Origin of the sequence: Brevibacillus fulvus (genome assembly GCF_016908525.1) — a bacterium.
Taxonomy (GTDB): Bacteria; Bacillota; Bacilli; order Brevibacillales; family Brevibacillaceae; genus Brevibacillus_G; species Brevibacillus_G fulvus.
In genome coordinates this window covers 1-15807 of sequence record NZ_JAFBEB010000023.1, presented here as the reverse complement: position 1 = coordinate 15807, position 15807 = coordinate 1, and the positions used below count along the sequence as shown (strand labels likewise).

17 protein-coding genes are annotated in these 15807 nt (G+C 47.3%); 16 read left to right on the top strand and 1 reads right to left on the bottom strand.

What is annotated here, in order from left to right; translation table 11 throughout:
* Positions 1 to 181: 181 nt before the first annotated feature.
* The 9 genes from JOD01_RS19300 to pabA all read left to right on the top strand — a co-directional run bounded on the left by JOD01_RS19300 (position 182) and on the right by pabA (position 8370).
* Positions 182 to 1300 (top strand): ABC transporter permease, encoded by a 1119-nt coding sequence (locus tag JOD01_RS19300; protein WP_204520106.1) that lies wholly within the window; start codon positions 182 to 184, stop codon positions 1298 to 1300.
* A gap of 12 nt (positions 1301 to 1312) precedes the next feature.
* On the top strand, positions 1313 to 2596 hold the full coding sequence (locus tag JOD01_RS19295; protein ID WP_204520105.1) for an ABC transporter permease: 1284 nt from the start codon (positions 1313 to 1315) through the stop codon (positions 2594 to 2596).
* Position 2597: 1 nt separating this feature from the next.
* The gene (locus JOD01_RS19290) at positions 2598 to 3290 is read left to right on the top strand and encodes an ABC transporter ATP-binding protein (protein ID WP_204520104.1); all 693 of its coding nucleotides are present in this window, start codon (positions 2598 to 2600) and stop codon (positions 3288 to 3290) included.
* A complete protein-coding gene (locus JOD01_RS19285) occupies positions 3287 to 3697 on the top strand; it encodes a hypothetical protein (protein ID WP_204520103.1) in 411 nt (136 codons plus the stop codon). Before JOD01_RS19290 ends, JOD01_RS19285 begins: the two co-directional genes overlap by 4 nt.
* A gap of 207 nt (positions 3698 to 3904) precedes the next feature.
* Positions 3905 to 4357: a Gmad2 immunoglobulin-like domain-containing protein gene (locus JOD01_RS19280; RefSeq protein WP_338028582.1), complete on the top strand. Its 453-nt coding sequence runs from the start codon at positions 3905 to 3907 to the stop codon at positions 4355 to 4357.
* 195 nt (positions 4358 to 4552) lie between these two features.
* On the top strand, positions 4553 to 5494 hold the full coding sequence (locus JOD01_RS19275; RefSeq protein ID WP_204520101.1) for a sigma-70 family RNA polymerase sigma factor: 942 nt from the start codon (positions 4553 to 4555) through the stop codon (positions 5492 to 5494).
* 174 nt (positions 5495 to 5668) lie between these two features.
* On the top strand, positions 5669 to 6541 hold the full coding sequence (gene hslO, locus JOD01_RS19270; RefSeq protein WP_204520100.1) for an Hsp33 family molecular chaperone HslO: 873 nt from the start codon (positions 5669 to 5671) through the stop codon (positions 6539 to 6541).
* Positions 6542 to 6666: 125 nt separating this feature from the next.
* Positions 6667 to 7602, top strand: coding sequence for a cysteine synthase A (gene cysK, locus JOD01_RS19265; RefSeq protein WP_204520107.1), 936 nt, complete (start codon positions 6667 to 6669; stop codon positions 7600 to 7602).
* Between the two features lie 180 nt (positions 7603 to 7782).
* Positions 7783 to 8370, top strand: coding sequence for an aminodeoxychorismate/anthranilate synthase component II (pabA, locus tag JOD01_RS19260; RefSeq protein WP_204520099.1), 588 nt, complete (start codon positions 7783 to 7785; stop codon positions 8368 to 8370).
* Between the two features lie 27 nt (positions 8371 to 8397).
* On the opposite strand, the gene JOD01_RS19255 is transcribed toward pabA, so the two are convergent.
* Complete coding sequence (locus JOD01_RS19255) at positions 8398 to 9636, bottom strand: TolB-like translocation protein (RefSeq protein ID WP_204520098.1); 1239 nt, start codon at positions 9634 to 9636, stop codon at positions 8398 to 8400.
* 563 nt (positions 9637 to 10199) lie between these two features.
* Here JOD01_RS19255 and folP point away from each other — a divergent pair.
* The 7 genes from folP (at position 10200) to lysS (ending at position 15522) form a co-directional block, all read left to right on the top strand.
* Complete coding sequence (gene folP / locus JOD01_RS19250) at positions 10200 to 11039, top strand: dihydropteroate synthase (protein ID WP_239565596.1); 840 nt, start codon at positions 10200 to 10202, stop codon at positions 11037 to 11039.
* Positions 11032 to 11403 carry a dihydroneopterin aldolase gene (gene folB / locus JOD01_RS19245; RefSeq protein WP_204520096.1) on the top strand — a complete coding sequence of 124 codons (372 nt, stop codon included), beginning with the start codon at positions 11032 to 11034 and terminating at the stop codon, positions 11401 to 11403. Before folP ends, folB begins: the two co-directional genes overlap by 8 nt.
* A complete protein-coding gene (folK, locus tag JOD01_RS19240; RefSeq protein ID WP_204520095.1) occupies positions 11400 to 11933 on the top strand; it encodes a 2-amino-4-hydroxy-6-hydroxymethyldihydropteridine diphosphokinase in 534 nt (177 codons plus the stop codon). Before folB ends, folK begins: the two co-directional genes overlap by 4 nt.
* A complete protein-coding gene (locus JOD01_RS19235; RefSeq protein ID WP_204520094.1) occupies positions 11885 to 12097 on the top strand; it encodes a helix-turn-helix domain-containing protein in 213 nt (70 codons plus the stop codon). Before folK ends, JOD01_RS19235 begins: the two co-directional genes overlap by 49 nt.
* Before the next feature lie 73 nt (positions 12098 to 12170).
* Positions 12171 to 13196 carry a tRNA dihydrouridine synthase DusB gene (gene dusB, locus JOD01_RS19230; RefSeq protein WP_204520093.1) on the top strand — a complete coding sequence of 342 codons (1026 nt, stop codon included), beginning with the start codon at positions 12171 to 12173 and terminating at the stop codon, positions 13194 to 13196.
* Positions 13197 to 13427: 231 nt separating this feature from the next.
* A complete protein-coding gene (gene greA, locus JOD01_RS19225; protein ID WP_204520092.1) occupies positions 13428 to 13904 on the top strand; it encodes a transcription elongation factor GreA in 477 nt (158 codons plus the stop codon).
* A gap of 94 nt (positions 13905 to 13998) precedes the next feature.
* Positions 13999 to 15522 carry a lysine--tRNA ligase gene (lysS, locus tag JOD01_RS19220; RefSeq protein ID WP_204520091.1) on the top strand — a complete coding sequence of 508 codons (1524 nt, stop codon included), beginning with the start codon at positions 13999 to 14001 and terminating at the stop codon, positions 15520 to 15522.
* The last annotated feature ends 285 nt before the right edge of the window (positions 15523 to 15807 follow it).

Below are 15807 nucleotides of genomic sequence, written 5' to 3'. Positions count from 1 at the left end.
CTTGATTTTCTTTCATTTTGATAACAATTCTTCATGCAAGGGCTCCTTCGAATTTATCGCGTCTAATCAAGAAGTGAATTTTGCAAAAGGCTCAAATAAAAAATAAACCGGTTCAAAAAGCCGGTTTATTTTCTGTTTTTATAACGATCACCGACGGAAAAAATTCAGGGAGACGGTTGTCATGACTTTCAGCTTAATAAAAAATCAGTTTAAAGCACATCCGGTTACGACTCTTTTAATCATATCAGGTCTGACTATCTCGATCCTGTTAATTTCGATAGGGATATCCAGCATCAAGCATGCCAAATTGCTGCTCCAAGAACAAATTCATTATTCGCCGCAAAATGCGACCAAGATTGACTTCGCGTTTCAGACTACTCCAAATCTACCTGATGTTTTTGCCATTTTCACAGGAATATCGGAGCAGACAGGGGTTATCCTTGAGCAAGTAAGTATGTTTCATAATGGTTCCATGTCTCGCGTAATTCCGGAATATTGGACGAAACAGGTCCACCAGCGCTTCCCTTTGGTCAGAGGAAGATACATCAATGAAGAGGATATTCGCAACGGAGAAAAAGTAGCCCTTGTCGGACAAGGCAGATTGGATGATCTCGTAACGAAAAATGGCAAAGAATACATTGTCCTTGACCATGAAGATTATCAAGTGGTTGGCATCATCGGCGTAAGAGAGAAAATGACGAAGGCGATCGACAGCAAAATTGTCATTCCGGCGACTTCGCTTTCGCATATCGCCGAAAGCAAATGGCGAAGCAAGAATACGCTCAGTTTTACCATCCACAATTTATATAAAGATACTTATCCCGACGAAAAGCAGATTAAACAAAATGCCAAACGGTTATTTCCGGGAGTCACTTATAAAACTTCTCCTTCCCCGGGATCAGGCGGAATGATTACGGCACATGCAGGCGATGAGATCGCGATTTCTCTCATGGTTTACGCTTTAACCATTTTGAATGCGATTAACCTCACTTCCTATTGGATTCAAGAAAGAAAATATGAAATCGGCATTAAAAAAGCGTTTGGCTACAGTAACTTTGATATCATTTTCATGCTTTTTGGGGAGATGTGCATCATCAATCTGATTGCTGTTGTTTTCGGTTTCTTGCTCCAGCTGATGATTAGCCGTTTCCTTTCCAACTGGCTTGAGTATCCGGTGGAAATTACACCGACGACACTCGTTGTCGCGATCGTATTCGTCTTTGTCACAGCTTGTTTGACGACAGCTGTCCCTTCAATCAGGGCGATCAAGATCCAACCTGTTGAGGCGATCCGGGGTTAAGGGGGAAATGACATGAACTATGTTGCCATCTCAGTTTCGTCCATGCTGAAAAGAAAAGGCTCTGTATTACTGATGATCGCCCAGTTGGTCTTTTCGTTTTGGGTCATAAATCATGCCTTTATTTCCATGGATGTGGTCGATTATCAGGAGGAAAAGCTTTTTGCAACAGCCGAAATTGATAAAAAGACAACGTTGCGGTTGGTTGTTTCAGACGGTGAGGATACCGAATGGTTTGCTGATCGATTTGCTCTGTTGGAAGACTACATCAAAACGATTCCCGGCGTTACCGGCTACGGGTCTTTTGACACAACGTCCATTCGCCCCGGACATCTTCCGAATCAACAGGCTTATCTTGAACAAAATCAAAGAGACTATGCCGGCACCAGACGCGAAAATGAGCTTGACACCAGCCAAGCTGTTTTTTTGGATCATGATATATACAAGTATGCGAAATGGAAGGTCATCAAAGGCAGAGCTCTGCATAAGGAAGATTTCCATAAAAGAAACGAAGATGTGATCCCGGTTTTGGTTGGCTATCATTACCGTAATGTGATGAACATCGGGGATCGGTTTGAGATGAACATCCATGACCAAAAAATTGTTTACGAAGTAGCCGGGGTTCTTGCGCAAGGAAGCGAATGGCTGTCCGGGAACGATTACATTACGGACCCGGTTGATAACCTCGACAATTTTATTATTGCTCCTTTTTGTCCGCTCATTAGACAGAGTGAGCCAATGGATGTGGCAGTAAGATTGCACAATACGTTTGTTCAGCTTGATTCAACAAACGATTACCATTCGGTGGCAACAGCGATTAAAAAAAAAGGAAGGGAATTGGGCATTAACCCCAAACTGATTACCGTTGAGGAAGAACTGCAAGCGTACAAAGACAGCCGGAAACAAACAAGCGACTTTACTCTGTTTCTCGGCATGTTTTTCTTGGTGATATCGATTATTGGCGTTATATCCGTGACGCTTTCCTCGATTCATGCCAGAAAGCACGAATTAGGCGTGAGAATGGTGACCGGGGCTTCCAAGAGAGATATCTCGCTGTTGATTTTGTTTGAGCTTGGGCTGATTGTCTTCCTATCAGCTGTGTTGGGCGTAACGCTGAATTATTTGTCGGAACGATCCGGCGATCCGTCCGTTCACCATGTCAGACTTGCTATTTTTGCCTGGCCCTTGTATTTAAAAATAGCCGTTGTATCGGCCGTTGTTATTTTATGTTCCGTTTTCATTCCTTTGCTGAAAATCAGAAAACTTCAGTTGAGCGCATTGGTGGGAGGTCGCGATTAAAATGGCCTTAATTGAATTGCATAATATTAAAAAAGTATATGGAAAAGCCGAATATTCGACCGTGGCATTGAACAATATCAATCTTTGTATCGAGAAAGGCGAATTTGTCTCTATTATGGGACCATCCGGTTCGGGGAAGTCGACTTTGCTAAACATTATAGGTTGCATGGATATTCCGTCGGAAGGGGAATACAGACTCAATGGTCAGCTCATCAATCAATTGAACGATCAACAGTTAAGCAAAATTCGCAATAAAACAATCAGTTTTGTCTTTCAAAACTTTGCTCTGATGCAAAATTTCAGCGTATATGACAACGTTGCCCTTCCGTTGTTCAAACGAAAAATGAGCGCGAAGGACAAAAAGGAGAAAGTTGTTTACTACTTACAAAAACTTGGTATTGCTGATCTGCTCAAGAAAAATGTCTCTCTGTTGTCGGGGGGACAAAAGCAGCGGGTAGCCATTGCCAGGGCGATGGTAGCTGAAACAGACATTATTCTTGCAGACGAACCGACGGGTGCACTCGACCAGAAAAATGGAGCCCAGTTCATGGAGCTTCTGTGCCAACTCAATGAGGAAGGCAAATGCTTGATCGTCATCACCCATGATGAAAATGTTGCCCGTTATACGAAACGAATCATTCGCATAGTGGATGGAACAATCACTGCAGATAGAAAGGCGGAGATGGCGCAATGAAAAAAAAGTGGGCGATTTTGCTGAGCGTGGTTTGTCTAGTTGTGTTAGGAGGCATTGTCTATTATTCCTTCTATTATAAAGAACATTTCTATGGATCTGTTGGCGGTGTTTTTCTTGCGGAGGAGTACGAGGAGAAATATAAAGATGTCGTCAGGGACATCAATGTCCATAAAACGAGGTACGATAAACTGCTGATTACCCATGAAATCGATTTGGATGGAGGCAGTCTGACTTTTGAACTGTACGATCCGAACAATCGGTTAATAAAGTCGGGGAAGGTAACAAACGGGCAAATTTATGCAGAAAAATTGGAGTTGCCGCCGATCAAAGGAGAATGGCGGGTCGAGTACCATACGAACGCACAAACCAACGGTCAATATAACCTTACCTTGGAAAGCAGCGACTGAATCGGGCCTTCCGCTCATAAAGCTGCCGGTAACAACGCAACAAAGCCTCCTGCTAGGGAGGCTTTTTCATTTTCCTCCCCGGTTGGTTAGCCTGATTCGTTGTTGCAAGCATCGAAGACAATGCAGATTCATAAACTGGTAAAGAAAAAAGAAAACGGCGCTGATGCAAGTTTTGGACAAGACACTGCACAGAAAGGTGGAAACAGGGTGAAACTGACCGTTTTGAGCCTCGGGTTTGTCTTGCTATCCGGATGGTTGACCAATCCCCATATCGCTTCTTCCTCTATACCTGTAGAACCGTCTCCCGCACAACAGTCAGTTTTGGTGGATGGACTGCCGGTTCCCATTCCTGAATACAGCAATGAGCTGTTTCAAAACGTGACAGTTCAAAAAATCGGGGAAGACAAATATGCGGTTCAAGGGAAAGCTCGCGTCTTTGAGGGAGTGATCGATTATGTTGTGGAAGATGGTCACAACGAACTGGCAAAAGGAACGGCGAAAGCGGACAAAGCAGCGCCCGGGTGGGGCGAGTTTCATTTTTTGCTTCAGGTAAAAAAGGCCGAACCGAATTCGACACTAATCCTCGTTTTGTTTGAAGAGAGCGGCAAGGACGACGGTCAGAGACTAGCGGAGTTGCCGATTGCGCTGCCGGAAAGATAAACGGGCCATTTATACAAAAATCGACATATTTGATGGTGTTGCCCAAAGTCTGCCTTTGTAAATAAATGGTGACGCTTCCATGAATAAATTGTGTAAATTACCGTTAATATTCTGTAAACGGGAAGGAATCTACCCGGGTCATGTCGAAATTAGTCTGAAAGGCTGCACATCCATTGAAAGAAGTGAGGGTTGCACATGACTGCGAGTTACTCCACTTTCCGGTCTTGCCCCCGTCGTTGGCGGGAAGTTGAAAAACAATTGGGGATTGTCATTCCGAAGTCGCTAAGGTCTGACACTTCTGCTCTCTTGTTTCTGGAAAGCGTCGCTGCAACACCCATGTTGGACAAAAACGAGGAAATGGATTGTCTGATTCGCTACCAACAGAATGGAGACCTGGAAGCCAGGGAACAGTTGGTTCGCGCTTATTTACGTTATGTCGTGAGTGCGGCTCTTCGCCATTTGAAAAAAGGAATGCCCTTTCTTGATCTGATTCAAGAAGGCACGATTGGACTGTTTACCGCTATCGACAAGTTCGATGTAAACCGCGGTGTCCGCTTATACCATTATTCGCATTGGTGGATTTCACAGTCGATTGCCCGAGCGATTAGTGACAAAGGGACGTTAATCCGGATTCCGGTGCATATGCACGAACAGATTCGGCAGTACCAGAAGAAGGTATTTCAATTAGCCAATTGTCTGAAGCGTTATCCCGATCGGGCAGAAATCGCGCAATTGCTGGAATTGCCAGTGGAAAAGATCGAGTCGATCGAATATGCCTTGATGTTAAAGATGGAATCGATCGATGAGGAACTGTTAATCGAAGGCGGGTTCCCGGGGCTGGATGAGGAATGCTTGAGTTATGCGGAGATCGTTGACGACGGTGAAGCCTCCTTGGAGGATATCATTGAAAAGGGCGATCTGCGCGACCAAATGCTGGCTGCCCTGGAAAACTTGAATCCTCGCGCCCAAGAGATCATTGCCATGCGTTACGGTCTCTATAACGATGAGACTTATACGCTGGAGGAAGTTGGCAAAATGTTTGGATTAACTCGTGAGCGCATTCGGCAAATTGAAGCGACGACAATCGACCGCCTGCGAAAGCAAAAGGCATCAAAAGTGTTAAAAGATTACTTATAACGAAAAATCGATATAAATGTGTGCAAACCTGTTCCCGCGCGCTTGGCTCGAGCGGGTTTTTTTATTTGGGTGGCCCAAAGCATTGGCGAAAGCACTTCGAGATTCGTTTTTGATTTTCCAGTTGTGGTACACTACCTATACAATGATTATGCCAACAAAGGGAGGATTCGCTTGATGAGCGATTATTTAATAAGAGCAATCGGCTTTGACGGCCACGTACGCGCATTTGCCGCCCGTACGACCAATATTGTAGAAGAGATTCGCGCCCGTCACGATATGTGGAATACGGCAACTGCCGCGATGGGGCGTACGTTGACTTGCACTCTGATGATGGGTGCCATGCTAAAAGGGGAAGAAAGTCTCTCCGTGAAAATTCGCGGGGGCGGTCCGATCGGCCAGATTGTCGCCGAGGCAAACGCGCATGGCGAGGGCCGCGCCTATGTGACAAATCCACAAGTGCATTTCGAGCTGAATGACAAAGGCAAACTGGATGTGACCCGAGCGGTTGGAACAAACGGTTCGTTAATCGTGGTCAAGGACTTGGGCATGCGTGAGCCATACCAGGGCAGTTCGCCAATTGTATCAGGGGAGATTGGCGAGGATTTCACTTATTATTTTGTCGTATCCGAACAAACCCCGTCCGCAGTAGGTGTCGGTGTATTGGTTAATCCGGGAGACCGCTCTGTATTGGCATCCGGCGGGTTTATCCTGCAATTGCTGCCGAATACGCCCGAGGAGGTTGTGGAAAAAATCGAGCAGCGGATTGCCGGATTGCCGCAAGTCTCACGGATGATCGGGGAAGGATTGACGCCTGAGCAAATTTTGGAGAGAGTGTTGGATGACTGCAAAGTATTGAGTCGAACCGAGATTCACTTCAGTTGTACGTGTTCAAAAGAAAAGGTGGAAAATGCGCTGGTCAGTTTGGGAAAAGACGAACTGTCGAGTCTGCAGGCAGAACAGGGCGAGGCAGAGGTGCACTGCCACTTTTGCAATGAACGTTATCATTTTTCAAAAGAAGAGCTGCAAGGGCTGATTGATCAGCTATAACGGGAGGCGGCGAAATAAACAGGTCGTTGACGGCGAAAATAAACAGGTCGTTGACGGCTTTTTCATCAATTTGGTATAATTGAGTTAAAACCGAGCGAATTACTCGGTTATATAGGAGGCGGAAAATTGTGCGGGTTGCAAATTCGATTATCGAATTAATTGGTTCTACGCCGTTGGTCAAATTAAACAGGATTGTTGATGATCAATCGGCAGATATTTACCTGAAGCTCGAGTTTTATAATCCTGGCAGCAGTGTAAAAGATCGTATCGGCTTGGCCATGATTGAAGCGGCAGAAAAAGAAGGAAGAATTAAACCGGGCGATACGATTATCGAACCAACGAGCGGGAACACCGGAATTGGTTTGGCAATGGTCGCTGCGGCCAAAGGGTATCGGGCGATTCTCGTCATGCCGGAAACAATGAGCATGGAGCGGCGCAATCTTCTTCGCGCGTATGGAGCGGAATTGGTGTTGACTCCAGGGCCGGAAGGTATGGCTGGAGCAATCCGAAGAGCTGAGGAGATTGTGAAAGAGAATCCTTCTTATTTCATGCCACAGCAATTTAAAAACTTGGCCAACCCACAGGTACACCGTGAGACAACAGGGAAAGAACTGGTGGAACAAGGCAAAGAGTTGGGCGGCATTGATGCGTTTGTGGCCGGTATCGGCACGGGCGGAACGATTACAGGTGCTGGCCAGGTATTGAAAGAAGCTTATCCTGAAATTCGAATTGTCGCAGTGGAACCAGCAGATTCTCCAGTCCTCTCCGGAGGAAAACCGGGTCCACACAAATTGCAAGGATTGGGTGCCGGTTTTGTACCGGATATTCTCGATACAAACATCTATGATGAGATTATCCAGGTAAAAACAGAGGAAGCGTTTGATACCGCACGCCGTGTCGCTCGTGAAGAAGGTATCCTCGGGGGGATCTCTTCCGGAGCTGCGATCTATGCTGCGCAGCAAGTTGCCAAACGTCTGGGCAAAGGCAAAAAAGTAGTGGTCGTTATCCCAAGCAACGGGGAACGTTATCTCTCTACGCCGCTTTACCAATTTGATGAATAAAACAATTTGCCGGTAAACGGGTCGGGTCACAGTGTGGCTCGACCTTTTTTATGTGCAAAATTCAGATTATTGCTTACGGCGTAATGGATGATGTGGTATCATACCAATAATGTTGCTTTCACGCGACAGACGAGACCGAGCAGAGCGAAGAACAGAAGGAAGAGCAGAGGAGAGATGTATATGATTATGATGATTGACAACTATGACTCGTTTACTTACAATCTGGTCCAGTTTTTGGGCGAATTGGGTGAAGAGTTGCAGGTTTTCCGCAATGATAAAATCAGCTTGGCGGAGATCGAGCGGCTTTCTCCCGACTATTTGGTCATTTCCCCCGGTCCATGCACGCCAAATGAAGCTGGCATCAGTTTGGAACTGATACAACATTTTGCCGGAAAAATCCCCATTTTGGGTGTTTGTTTGGGGCATCAATCGATCGCACAGGCGTTTGGGGGAAGGATCGTTCGATCAGACAGGCTGATGCATGGGAAAACCTCACCGATTTACCATGATGGGAAGACGATTTTTTCCGGGATACCCTCGCCATTTGTTGCCGCCCGTTATCACTCGTTGATTGTGGAAGAAGAATCGATGCCAAAAGCGCTGGAAGTAACGGCCCGTACGGCAGAGGGAGAAATCATGGCGATTCGTCACCGCACATATGCGGTAGAAGGGGTGCAATTTCATCCCGAATCGATTATTACCGAACACGGAAAACAATTGTTGCGCAATTTTTTGCGAGCGTATCGTAAAGACACGGTATTGGTATAAAGCCATACAAAACAAAGGTCCGGACACTTACCGGGCCTTTGTTTTTGTCGGCGGAGCAGCCGAACGCCAACTCAATACTTGTCTCCAGTCCCGGTGACCATAGTACTCGTCGGGGAAATCAAGCTGGGACAGATAGGGGCGGGGAGTGTCGACGTCCGGATTGGCCAAAAACACCGTTGATTGGTTTTGACTGGTGCGGACCCAGCCGATTTGATTTGACTGCGGCAAATAGACAGGGTAATCGTCCCTGGTTCCGGCTGGTGGATGCGTAAAAAGTCTCGCTGTCTCCTGTCTCCCTACGGTAACGATATACAGAGCGGCGGTTGTTCGGTCGAGAAAACGGGAGACAACGAGTTGCCGGGGCGAACTCCAGGTGAAGTTGCCATCGGCGGATTTTGCAGAGGAAACAGGGTGGATCGAACCATCCGGTACTTTTTCAATCGATAGCTGTTTGTTCGAGTCGGCCATCCGGCCGCCGCCTTTGATAAAAGCCAGTTCGGCATCGTCGGGGTTCCACTTGAACCAATCGGGGTAGCGAAGCATTTCGCCGACTGGCCGGAAGGTTTTGCCGTCCGCTGACAAGAGACAAAGCAGATTGCTGTCTGCAGACCACGAGGCAGTGGGACTCACGATAAAGGCGATCCAGCGTTGATCAGCCGACCATTTGAACGGACCGGCTCCGATCGACAAAATCGTGACGTCACCCTTGGTCACTTCGTGCGGCAATGTATAAAAACGGGTAAGCTTGGGCTGCTCTGGTGTGGAGTTGACCGAGATTTGATAAATGAGCGGGTTGGTCCAGCCATCCGGCAGCAAACGAGCGCTGGAACTAGCCAGAAAGCCAGTTCCGGTCGGGGTCCAGGAAAAACTGTCGATTCCTAGTGCCACGGGATGAACAGGTGGTGGGCCGCCTTTGCGAAAATCCGCCAGCATGAGAATGGACTCATCTTGAAAGGCAAGGAGATTTTGGTTTGGCGACCATTGGAAGTTTTCGCCCTGTGCGTATATGCGAACATGTTTCCGGCTGGCCAGGCCATAGACCCAGAGCTCTTTGTTTTTGTGATAGGCAAGCCATTTGCCGTCATGTGACCATTGCGGATAGGAGATTCCCCGCTGAGCGGTTAGCTGCTGCTCCCTTTCCCCTTGTTTGATCCAGAGATTGCCGTCGCGGACAAAGGCGACTTGCGGCTCCGCAATAGAGTTTGCCTGGATCGGGGACTGGAACAGGCAAACGATCAGCAAACAGGGCAACAAGATACGCCACATGATCTTCCCTCGCTTTCGCCAGTGAATGTTTTGCTTGTACACCTATTCTTCCCGTTGCGGCTGGTTGGCGTAGTGTCACATTTTTACTGCCGTCAGGCGGCAGGTTCTGCTTTGCTGTCTTAGGCGAAGTGGATGGGCCGCAATCTGGAATTGCGTGGGTAATTATGGTATGCTAACGTCAACATTTAAATAGAGGATGAGGAACGATGAAACACAATCCTTATTTCATCCACGCCCACTCACAAGATGAGCCCTTTTTGGAGAGGTTTCGCTTTGTCAGTCAAGCGGAAAGGGATACGTTCACGGCAAAGGCGGACAGGCTGCTGATTCATGTGGAAAATGTTCCCGAACAATTAACCGGCCTATTGCAGCAGGCGTTGCGAGAACGAGGCGGCGAGGCTGCCCTATATCGTCAAGATTCTATGCTCGACAGCAATGAGTCGAGCCTTTTGCTTGTTATTGATCGATTGGAACTCGCGCATATTTTGCAAACACTCACCAAAACACCAGAGCTGCAGGGGCTAGCGAGTGAAATCAGGCAAGTTTTGCAGTTAAAACAACAACTGTCGCAACGGAGTTTCTTAAAATGTGGCGACTATCAGCTCCCTTGGGGGCAGAGAACTTTGGTGATGGGGATATTGAACGTTACCCCGGACTCCTTTTCCGATGGGGGCCGTTATAATAATGTAGAAAATGCCTTGGCCCATGCCCGCCTTTTGGTGGAAGCAGGTGCCGATATTATCGATGTGGGCGGGGAATCGACCAGACCCGGGTACGCCCCTGTCGATGCTGCTGAAGAATTAAGACGGGTGATTCCTGTAATCGAAGCGCTGAGCCGGGAAGTCAAGGTTCCGCTCTCTATTGACACATACAAGGCGGAAGTCGCGGAACGAGCCATTCGCGCAGGCGCTCATATCATCAACGATATTTGGGGAGCCAAAAGGGAACCGGATATCGCCAAAGTGGCAGCGAAATGGAATGTCCCGATCATTTTGATGCATAACCGTGACAAAATGGACTACCGGGACTTTTTCAGCGAGTTGGTTCGTGACTTGCGGGAATCGGTCGACATTGCGCTAAACGCAGGCGTTGCCGAAGAAAACATCATCCTTGATCCTGGCATCGGCTTTGCCAAAACGTTGGCGCACAATTTGGAGACGATGCGCCGCCTGGATGATATTGTCGCTTTGGGTTATCCCGTATTGCTTGGCACCTCGCGCAAGTCCATGATTGGGCAAGTTCTCGATCTGCCGCCTGCGGAACGGTTGGAGGGAACAGCCGCAACCGTTGCATTGGGAGCAGCAAAAGGATGTCGGATTATGCGTGTGCACGATGTCAAAGAAATCAAGCGGGTGGTTGTCATGATGGATGCCATGTTGAGAGGGGGGGCCGTTCATGGATAAAATTTATTTTCAACGAATGGAGTTCTATGGCTATCATGGCGTATTTGAAGCGGAAGCTCAGTTGGGACAGCGGTTTTATGTCGATCTGGAACTGTCGCTCGATTTGACCAAAGCGGGTCAGAGTGATGAGCTTGGCGATACCGTCAACTATGCCGATATTTTCACATCTGTTCGCCAGATCGTCGAAGGAGAGCGCTACAAGCTGATCGAGGCGCTGACTTCGCGTATAGCAGAACAGCTGCTCAGCCAATTTGCATTTATGGAAGTGAAGGTCAAGGTAACGAAACCTAATCCGCCAATTAACGGGCATTACGAGGCAGTAGCGGTCGAAATGGTTCGCAGCAGAGAGGAACGTGGCTTATGACAGTCGTGGAAGCATATCTGGCGCTTGGCTCGAACATGGGCGACCGGAACCGTCTTCTTTCTCAAGCGGTAAAAGCGCTGGCAGCTGTGCCGCAGATTGAGCTACAGCGAATTTCCGCGGTGTACGAAACGGACCCGGTTGGATATGTTGAGCAGGAAGCTTTCCTCAATATGGCGGTAGCGGTCCAGACAACGCTTACGCCGGAGCGGTTGCTCGACGAGGTGCTCTCGATCGAACAGCAACTGGGACGGGTCAGGACAGTGCGTTGGGGACCTCGAACGATTGATCTCGATATTTTGTTATACGGCGATCAGCGGGTTGATACGCCGGCCTTGCAAATTCCCCATCCCGCAATGGCTGAGCGCGCTTTTGTATTGATCCCGTTGGCGGACATTTGGCCGCAAGCCAAACCTTTACCGGTCATTGGGAAAACGATTGATCAATGTTTAGTTTCAGCTGTGGATGCGAGGGGGGTAAAGAAATGGGGAACAATCGCCTGGGAAACCGGATTCGATCCTTCCGCAAATTAAAAGGTTATACGCAGCAATCACTCGCCGAGAAAATGGGGGTTTCTCTGTCTTTTGTCGGTTCACTGGAGCGGGGGACACGCCGGCCGACCGAAGTAGTATTGCGCAGGATCGCCAATACTTTACAGGTCGATTTTGAGGAATTATGTGCTATAAATAATAAGTAGCCTTTTGTTTTTGACCAAAGGTTTTTTGTGTTGACCTGCAAATTGATCTACCCTGAAAAGGAGGGTTTTCTATATGAAAATAGGTAATATTGAATTGAAGAATAACGTTGTGCTGGCTCCGATGGCCGGCGTATGCAATCCTGCTTTCCGGCTGATCGCCAAAGAGTTTGGCACTGGTTTAGTTTGCGCAGAAATGGTGAGCGATAAAGGGATTGTGAATGGAAACAAAAAAACGATCGACATGCTGTTTGTTGACGAGCGGGAAAAACCATTGAGCCTGCAAATTTTCGGCGGAGATCGGGAAACATTGGTGGAAGCAGCGAAATATGTCGATAAGCATACAAATGCCGACATCATCGATATTAATATGGGTTGCCCGGTTCCAAAGATCACAAGCTGCGATGCTGGCGCCCGTTTGTTGCTTGATCCTAATAAAATTTATGAAGTGGTGTCTGCTGTCGTGGATGCGGTCGACAAACCAGTTACGGTAAAAATGCGCATTGGCTGGGATGAGGAGCATTTGTATGCCATTGAGAACGCCAGAGCGGTGGAACGCGCCGGTGGGCAAGCGATCGCGGTTCATGGACGCACTCGGGTTCAAATGTACAAAGGAAAGGCTGACTGGGAATGGGTGCGCCGTGTAAAAGAAGCGGTCAGCATCCCGGTTATTGGCAATGGTGATGTGGCCACACCGGAAGATGCTCGCCGGATGCTGGATTTGACCGGTTGCGATGGAGTTATGATCGGGCGCGCTGCCTTGGGCAATCCGTGGATGTTGTATCGCACGGTTCAGTATTTGACCAAAGGTGAACTTCCTCCGGAACCAACGGCACGCGAAAAAGTTGAGATTTGCCTGCTTCACGCGGAACGATTGATTCACTTGAAAGGGCCGCGCGTAGGTGTTTTGGAGATGCGCAAACATGCCGCGTGGTATCTGAAAGGGCTCAAAGGATCGACGCATACCAAAAACCTGATTAATGCCGTGGAAACAGAGGAAGAGTTGCGTCGAATCCTGAATGATTATGTTGAATGGCTGGAGAGCGGAGCCGATGACTCCGAGTACGAAGCGGAGCCGGTGCAACAATCGGTTGCCTATTAAGGCGAGGGGCGGGGCGATCAACCGACCCAAACATTGACAAGGTTTCCTTCATATCCTATAATACCACGTATTATCGTAATTCAAGCTGCCGGTTCAATGCCCGGCAGCTTTACCTATGACCCTTGACCCTTGCGAAAAAGGTCCTGTTTTGTATATCAAATAGGGCACCTACATATAATCCTTAGTATTTATACAGGGATTAGGAAATTATTTAAACGGGGGAATTAAACGATGTCAGAAAAAGAAGTTATTTTAACACCTGAAGGTTTGGCCAAGTTAGAGCAAGAATTAGAAGACTTGAAAACGGTTAAACGCAAAGAAGTGGCAGCGCGCATTAAAGAAGCGATCAGCTATGGGGATATCAGCGAAAACTCCGAGTACGAAGAAGCCAAAAATGAACAGGCATTCATTGAAGGACGAATCCTGACTTTGGAAAAAATGCTTCGCAATGCTCGCATCATCACCAATGAAGACGTCGATACAGGGGTTGTTAGTGTAGGCTCTACCGTTCGTTTGAAAGATCTGGAGTTCGGAGATATTGTTGAATATACAATCGTTGGTTCTGCCGAGTCCGATCCAATGAATAACAAGATTTCCAATGAGTCGCCGGTTGGTCAAGCGCTGTTGGGTAAGTCCAAAGGCTCGATTGTTGACGTGCAAGTTCCGGCAGGCGTTATCCAATACGAAATTCTGGAAATCAGTTTATAATGGTTTGCGTTGGCGTACCTGAAAATTGCAGGTACGCCAATCATTATTGGTATAATGGTAGCAAGGCGTTTATGTAACAAGGAGTGAATTGGACATGGAACGAGAAGATGATTTGCAGCAAGAGGAACAACAGCAGGAACTGCACCAACTTTTGCAGGTGAGAAGAGACAAATTGGAGCAGCTCCGCGAAAGTGGAATTGATCCATTTGGAAAGAAATTCGAACAGACGCATCATGCGCAGGATCTGTTTGACCTTTATGGGGAGAGCAGCAAAGAGGACTTGGAAGCCAACGAACATCACGTTACATTGGCCGGTCGTCTGATGACCAAGCGGGAAATGGGAAAAGCCAGCTTTGCCCATTTGCTTGATCGTTCGGGGCAAATTCAAATCTACGTGCGCAAAGATACCGTCGGCGAAGAAGCATACAAAGTGTTTACCCTTGCCGATATTGGCGACATCATTGGGGTATCGGGCGTAGTCTTCCGCACCAAGACCGGCGAATTGAGTGTCAAGGTAAGCGAGTTTACCTTTTTGACCAAGTCGCTCCGGCCGCTTCCGGATAAATACCATGGCTTAAAAGATGTAGAACTCCGCTATCGCAAACGATACGTTGATCTCATTGTCAATCCGGAAGTACGGGATACATTCATTACCCGGAGCCGCATCCTGACTTCCATGCGCCGCTATTTGGACAGCCTGGGGTATCTGGAAGTGGAAACGCCGACTTTGCATGCGATTGCAGGTGGAGCTGCTGCCCGGCCGTTTATTACTCACCACAACGCGCTGGACATGCAGTTGTTCATGCGGATTGCCATTGAGCTTCATCTCAAACGGCTGATTGTCGGCGGTTTGGAAAAAGTGTATGAGATCGGCCGTGTGTATCGAAATGAAGGGATTTCTACACGCCACAATCCAGAATTTACAATGATTGAATTGTATGAAGCGTACGCTGACTTTCAGGATATTATGAAGTTGACAGAAGAAATGATTGCCCATGTCGCGCAAGAGGTATTGGGAACAACCAAAATTCAATATCAAGGTCATGAAGTGGATTTGACGCCAAAATGGCGCCGCGTACACATGGTTGATTTGATTAAAGAACATGTTGGGGTTGACTTTTGGAAGGAAATGAGCGATGAGGAAGCGCGTGCGATCGCCAAGGAACACGGGGTGACCGTTGAACCTCATCATACTTTCGGGCATGTCGTCAATGAATTTTTCGAACAAAAAATTGAAGAGACGTTGATTCAACCGACTTTTGTCTATGGTCATCCGGTAGCCATTTCTCCATTGGCGAAGAAAAATGAGCAAGATCCTCGTTTTACGGACCGTTTTGAGTTGTTTATTGTGGCTCGTGAACACGCCAATGCATTTACCGAATTGAATGACCCGATTGACCAGCGGCAAAGATTTGAAGCGCAATTGCTGGAAAGAGCAGCGGGTAATGATGAAGCCCACGAAATGGACGAAGATTTCGTAGAAGCGCTCGAATATGGCATGCCGCCAACGGGTGGTCTGGGCATCGGGATTGACCGTTTGGTTATGTTGTTGACAGATTCGCCTTCGATTCGCGACGTATTGCTGTTCCCGTTAATGCGTGAACGCGCGGGTGAATAGATTATCTGCGGAAACCATCCTCTGGTTAGGGTGGTTTCCAATTATTTTATCTTGTATTACTTATTATAAAAGTGATATAGTAAATAATGATTTATTGGTAAATTATTTTTTGGATTTTCTTGTTTGCGGCTTTGATTTAAAGTATTGACATTACGTTGCCAATCGGTTATTATTTAAAAGTTGATTATTTAGATGTTCTTTGAAAACTGAACAGCGAAACGTTTGAAGTGATCAAATCACAAGCCAAGCAATTTCTTTTTGAACCAAAGATCAACACTTAACTTT